Consider the following 5,475-nt stretch of genomic DNA (forward strand, 5'->3'; position numbering starts at 1 on the left):
GGCCACGGTGGCGGGAGCACCCGGACCGTCGGGGCCCGTCGCCGCCGTCAGCCGCAGGTCGAGCAGCTTGCGCTGCAGGTCGTCGGACTCCTGCCGGGACTTCCAGGTCTCCTGACGCAGGTCGGCGAGCTGCTGCTGAGCCTTGGCGATCTCCAGCATCACCTGGGCGAGCTGCTGGCGGCTCGCCGCCGCCTCCTGCTGCGTCGCGGCCAGGTGCTGTTGCGTGGTGGCCAGGTGCTGCTGGGTGGTGGCGGCGTACTCCTCGAACTGGCGGCGGGAGGAGGCGACGTACTCGTCGGCCTCGCGGCGCGCACCGGTGACGTGCTCGTCGGCCTCGCGGCGGGTGACGGTGGCGTACTCGTCGGCCTCGCGGCGCTTGTCGGCCGCCTCGGTGCCGGCGTCGCGCAGCAGCGCGGTGGCCCGCTCCTCGGCCTCGGCGCGTACCGTCGCGGCCTCCTCCTCGGCGGCCCGGCGGATCGCGTCGGCGCCCTGCTCGATCTCGTTCTTCCGGGTGGTGTACTGCGATTCGAGCTCGGTGCGGCGGGTCTCGAAACCCGACTCCAACTCGACGGTACGGGCCCGGAACTGCTCGTCCAGCTCGGCGTTGCGCGTCGTGTACTGCTTCTCCAGCTCCTCGCGACGGCCGGTGAACTCACGCTCGGCGGTCGCCCGTCGCTCGGCCAGCTCCCGGTCCGCCGCCTCCCGCCGGCCGTTGACCTCCTTCTCCACCCCGGCCCGCCAGGCACCCAGTTCCTGCTGCGCCTGGGCGCGGGCGTGCTGCACGTACGCCTCGGTCTCGGTGCGCATGCGCTGCGCGTACGCCTCGGTCTCGGTGCGGGTGCGACGGGCGGCCTCGGTGGTCTGCGCGGTCAGCCGATCGGCCTCCTGGCGGGCCTTGTCGCGCGTGGCGCGACCGGCCGTGGCGGCGTCGTCGATGATCTGCTTGGCCTCTTGCTGGGCCTTGGCGTGCGTGGCGCGACCCGCCTCGGTGGCCTGGTCGACCAGTCGCTTGGCCTCCTGCTGCGCCTTGGCGTGCACCTCCTTGGCGGCGTCGCGGAGCTGGGTGGCCTCCTGCTGGGCGGTGGCGTGCACCTCGCGGGCCGCCTCGCGGAGCTTGGTCGCCTCCTGCTGGGCCCGGGTGTGGATCTCCTTGGCGGCGTCGCGGAGCTGGGTGGCCTCCTGCTCGGCCTTGGCCAGCGCCTCCTGGGCGACCTTGCGCAGCCGGGCGGCCTCCTCGCGGGCGGCCCGGGCGGCGGCCTCGGACTCCGCCTTACGGGCGGCGGCCTGGCGCTCCTCCTCGGCCCGCCGGGTGGCCAGCGCGATCTCGAAGTCCTTGAGCGCCTTGGCGGCCTCGGCGCGCGCCTCGTCGATGATGTGTTCGGCGGTGGCCCGGCGCGCCTCGATCTCCTCGTGGGCGGCACCGAGAATGTCCTCGGCCTGCTCCTCGGCCAGAGCGAGGATCTGCTCCACCCGGGGGCCCAGATGACGGAACGCGGCCCGGTCGACCACGCCGACCTGCTTACGGACCTGGGCGAGGTCACGCTGGAGCACCTCGACCTGACCGGCCAGCTTGTGGATCTGGGTGTAGGCCTGTTCCCGTTCGGCCGCCAACGCCGAGATCTCGTGCTCCGCACGAGCGACATACCGGTCGACCTGCCGTTTTTCGTACCCTCGCAGGGCGGACTCGAAGCTGGGCTCCGTGGTCACATCCCCGCCGAGAGAGAACAGTTCCTCGCCGTGCGACATGCTCCCATCCTCACACGCAACGGCCACTCCTGGGGCGATACGGACGCCCCTGTTGGGAGCTACTTCACGTGCCGGGGGAGCGGGTTGCCGACGCGTCCCGCCTATGCAGGGCGGCGCGGGGTGGCACCGTCACCCGGTGTCACCCCGCGCCGTCGATCATGCCCCGATCCGCCGGATCAGCTGGTGGTCTCCGCAGCGACCTTCTCGTCGGCCTCGTCGGCCTTCTTGGCCGCCGGCTTGTCGGCTGCGGCGGCGTTCGCGTTGTTCGGTACGCCCGGCACGATGCCGGCCAGTCCGGAGAGCATCTGCCCGAGCTGCGAGGTGACCGCGTCCTTCTGCCGGGTGAGGTCTTCGACCTCGCGGCGGGCCGCCTGGGTGGTCAGCTCGGCCTCGGTGCGCGCCTCGTTGAGCAGACGCTGCGACTCGGCGCGAGCCTCGCTGAGGGTCCGCTCGGAGAGCGCCTTGGCCTTCTCGATCGTCTCGGTGGCGTTGCGCTCGGACTCGACCCGCCGGGCCTCGGCGCGCTGCTCGATCTCCTTGGCGCGCTCCTGCGCGGCCCGGGCACGCTGCTCGGCCTCGCTGACCAGCTTCTGGGTCTGCGCGACCTGGGCGGCGTGCCGCTCGGACTCCTCGCGCTCGGCCTTCTCCCGCCGCTCGGCGAGCTGCAGCTCCAGCGCCTGGAGGTCCTTGTCACGCTTGTCGCGGGCGTCGGTGAGCAGCTTGGTCGCCTCGGCGCGCTTCTCCTCGGCCTCACGGGCGGCCTTGGCCCGCTGCTGGGTGATCTCCCGCTCGGCGGTGGCCCGCAGCGTGGCAACCTCACGCTCGACGGTCGACTTCAGCTCGGCGACCTCGTGCGCGGTCACCGTACGCAGCTGCTTGGTCTCCCGCTCCGCGTCGGCGCGCAGCGTGTCGGCCTCCCGGCGGGCCTGCACCCGGACCTCGGCCGCCTCGCGCTCGGCGGCGGTGCGGACGTTGCCCGCCTCCCGCTCGGCGCTGGCCTTCATGGCCGCGGCCTCGGCGCGGGCCTTGTCGGTGATCTCCCGCGCCTCGAGGCGGGCGGCGGAGAGGATGCCCTCCGACTCGCGCTTGGCCTCGTTGCGGTGGTCGTTGGCCTGCTCCTCGGCGAGCCGGAGGATCTGCTCGACCCGGGTGCCGAGACCGGAGAGCGTCGGGCGGCTGTTCTCCTCCAGCTGCTTGCTGGTGTCGGTGAGCTTCTGCTCCAGGGCGGTGAGCCGCTGCTCGGACTGCCGGAGCCGGCGCTGGGCGTCGTTGAGCGCCTGCTCGGCGTCAGCGCGATCCTTGTTGGCCTGGCTCAGGGCGGCGTTGAGCCGGCCGATGAAGTCGTCGACCTGACCGGTGTTGTATCCGCGCAGGCCAACCGTGAAATCGGGCTGCGAGTTCGCGTTATCGAAGAACGCGAGAGGGGAGGACTGCTGCTGGGGCATTGGGACATACTGGCAGACCCCCCGGGGTGCTTCGCAAGAGCGTGCCGCCCTTTGCCGTCCTCATTACATGGTCAACTCGACAGCGCGCCGGACCGCCGGGGGAAGTGGCGATCTTGCCAGCTCCGAGGCGAGCGTGATGGCACGCAGCGTGACGCGGAAAAGGGGCCCGGTGTCCTTATGTTTCCGGCCGCCCCGTCCCACTCGAATGGGTGTCGGCGTACCTCTGGGAAAGCCAAAGGCGGTTCACCGAATGGCCACCGGGACCTCGTCCGTGAGGTCAGCCGTCGCGTCCGCTCCGCCGTACCCGGGCACAGTGACCGCCCGCACCCGAGCCGCGTCGTCCCGGCGAGCTGCGGCTGCATCCGCTGCGCTGCGTGTACGTGCGGGCGAACTGCGTGTGCGTGCGGGCGAGCTGCGCGAGGGTACGGCGCGCTGGGTGTGGGTGAGGGCGAGCTGCGTATGCGCACGGCGCACTGCGGGTGCGTGCGGGTGCGTGCGGCGCGGTGCGTGTTAGGAGGGGACCCCTGCTATGCACGAGGCGTTAGCAGGGGGCCCTTCCTTACACCGCACCCCCGGCGTCGGGCCTCGACCACGGCGCGCTCGACCACGGCGCGCTCGACGTCGGGTACTCAGGCGGGTTGGACCAGCTCGATCAGGACGCCGCCGGCGTCCTTGGGGTGCACGAAGTTGATCCGGGAGTCGGCGGTGCCGCGTCGGGGCGTCTCGTACAGCAGGCGTACGCCGCGCTCGCGCAGGGCCGCACAGGCCACGTCGATGTCGGCCACGGTGTACGCGACCTGCTGCACGCCGGGGCCGTTGCGGTCGAGGAACTTCCCGATCGTCGACTCCGGGGTCAGTGGGGCGAGCAGCTGCACGCACCCGCCCTCGGCGGTCGGCCCGACCGTCAGCATCGCCTCGCGTACCCCCTGCTCGGCGTTGACCTCGGTGTGCACGCAGCGCATGCCGAAGGTCCGTTGGTAGAAGTCGATCGCGGCGTCGAGGTCGGCGACCGCGATCCCGACATGGTCGATGCGGCGTAGACCGATGTCTGTGACATAGTCGGCAGCGGGCTCGGCGGGGGAGTTCTCAGGCATGACGCTAGTCTGGCCGAACGATAGTTAAGGCGTACAGGTCGGCACCCCCTCGGAGGCAGTCATGGCTTCGGTGATCGTCAGTGGCGCGCGGACCCCGATGGGGCGCCTGCTGGGCAACCTGAAGGACCTACCCGCGACGAAACTGGGCGGTATCGCCATCTCCGCGGCACTGGAACGTGCCGGCGTGGCCCCGGACCAGGTCCAGTACGTGATCATGGGGCAGGTGCTCCAGGCCGGTACCGGCCAGATCCCGGCCCGCCAGGCGGCGGTGGAGGCTGGCATCCCGATGTCGGTGCCCGCGTTGACCATCAACAAGGTCTGTCTCTCCGGCCTGGACGCGATCGCGCTGGCCGACCAGTTGATCCGGGCCGGCGAGTTCGACGTGGTGGTGGCCGGTGGCATGGAGTCGATGACCAATGCCCCCCACCTGCTGCTCGGTCAGCGGGGCGGCTACAAGTACGGCGACGTGGTGGTCAAGGACCACATGGCGCTCGACGGGTTGACCGACGCGTGGGACTGCTGCTCGATGGGGGAGTCCACCGAGCGCCACGGCGCCGAGCGGGAGATCAGCCGCGAGGAGCAGGACGCCTTTGCCGCCGCCAGCCACCAGCGGGCCGCCGCCGCGCAGAAGAACGGTCACTTCGCCGACGAGATCACCCCGGTCGTCATCCCGCAGCGCAAGGGTGACCCGCTGGTGGTCAGCGAGGACGAGGGCATCCGTCCGGACACCACCGTCGAGACGTTGGGCAAGCTCCGTCCGGCCTTCGCCAAGGACGGCACCATCACCGCCGGCAGTTCGTCGCCGATCTCCGACGGCGCCGCCGCGGTGGTCGTGATGAGCAAGGCGAAGGCCAAGGAACTCGGGCTGACCTGGCTGGCCGAGGTGGGCGCGCACGGCAACGTGGCGGGCCCGGACAACTCCCTGCACTCGCAGCCGTCCAACGCCATCCAGCACGCGTTGCGCAAGGGCGGGCTGGGCATCTCCGACCTCGACCTGATCGAGGTCAACGAGGCGTTCGCCCAGGTCGGCATCCAGTCCACCCGTGATCTCGGGATCAGCCCGGACAAGGTCAACGTCAACGGTGGCGCGATCGCGCTGGGGCACCCGATCGGCATGTCCGGCGCCCGGCTGGTGCTGACCCTGGCGATGGAGCTCAAGCGGCGCGGCGGCTGCACCGGCGCGGCGGCGC

Annotated in this window: 4 protein-coding genes; 1 reads left to right on the forward strand and 3 read right to left on the reverse strand. The window is 71.6% G+C overall.

Annotated elements, in window-relative coordinates; all coding sequences use genetic code 11:
- From EYA84_RS25005 to mce, 3 genes are all read right to left on the reverse strand, one after another.
- A partial coding sequence (locus EYA84_RS25005) for a hypothetical protein (protein ID WP_131055903.1) occupies positions 1 to 1,746 on the reverse strand: 1,746 nt, incomplete at its 3' end.
- Positions 1,747 to 1,922: 176 nt separating this feature from the next.
- Complete coding sequence (locus EYA84_RS25010) at positions 1,923 to 3,191, reverse strand: DivIVA domain-containing protein (protein WP_131055905.1); 1,269 nt, start codon at positions 3,189 to 3,191, stop codon at positions 1,923 to 1,925.
- 629 nt (positions 3,192 to 3,820) lie between these two features.
- On the reverse strand, positions 3,821 to 4,285 hold the full coding sequence (gene mce, locus EYA84_RS25015) for a methylmalonyl-CoA epimerase (protein WP_131055907.1): 465 nt from the start codon (positions 4,283 to 4,285) through the stop codon (positions 3,821 to 3,823).
- 61 nt (positions 4,286 to 4,346) lie between these two features.
- Between mce and EYA84_RS25020 the strand changes: the two genes are divergently transcribed.
- The coding region (locus EYA84_RS25020) for an acetyl-CoA C-acetyltransferase (protein ID WP_131055909.1) at positions 4,347 to 5,475 on the forward strand (1,129 nt) is incomplete at its 3' end.

The organism is Verrucosispora sp. SN26_14.1, assembly GCF_004307965.1.
GTDB lineage: Bacteria > Actinomycetota > Actinomycetes > Mycobacteriales > Micromonosporaceae > Micromonospora.

Coding starts and splice junctions, on each gene's coding strand:
- EYA84_RS25010 (WP_131055905.1), bottom strand. CDS start 3,191: ATGCCCCAGCAGCAGTCCTCCCCTCTCGCGTTCTTCGATAACGCGAAC.
- mce (WP_131055907.1), bottom strand. CDS start 4,285: ATGCCTGAGAACTCCCCCGCCGAGCCCGCTGCCGACTATGTCACAGAC.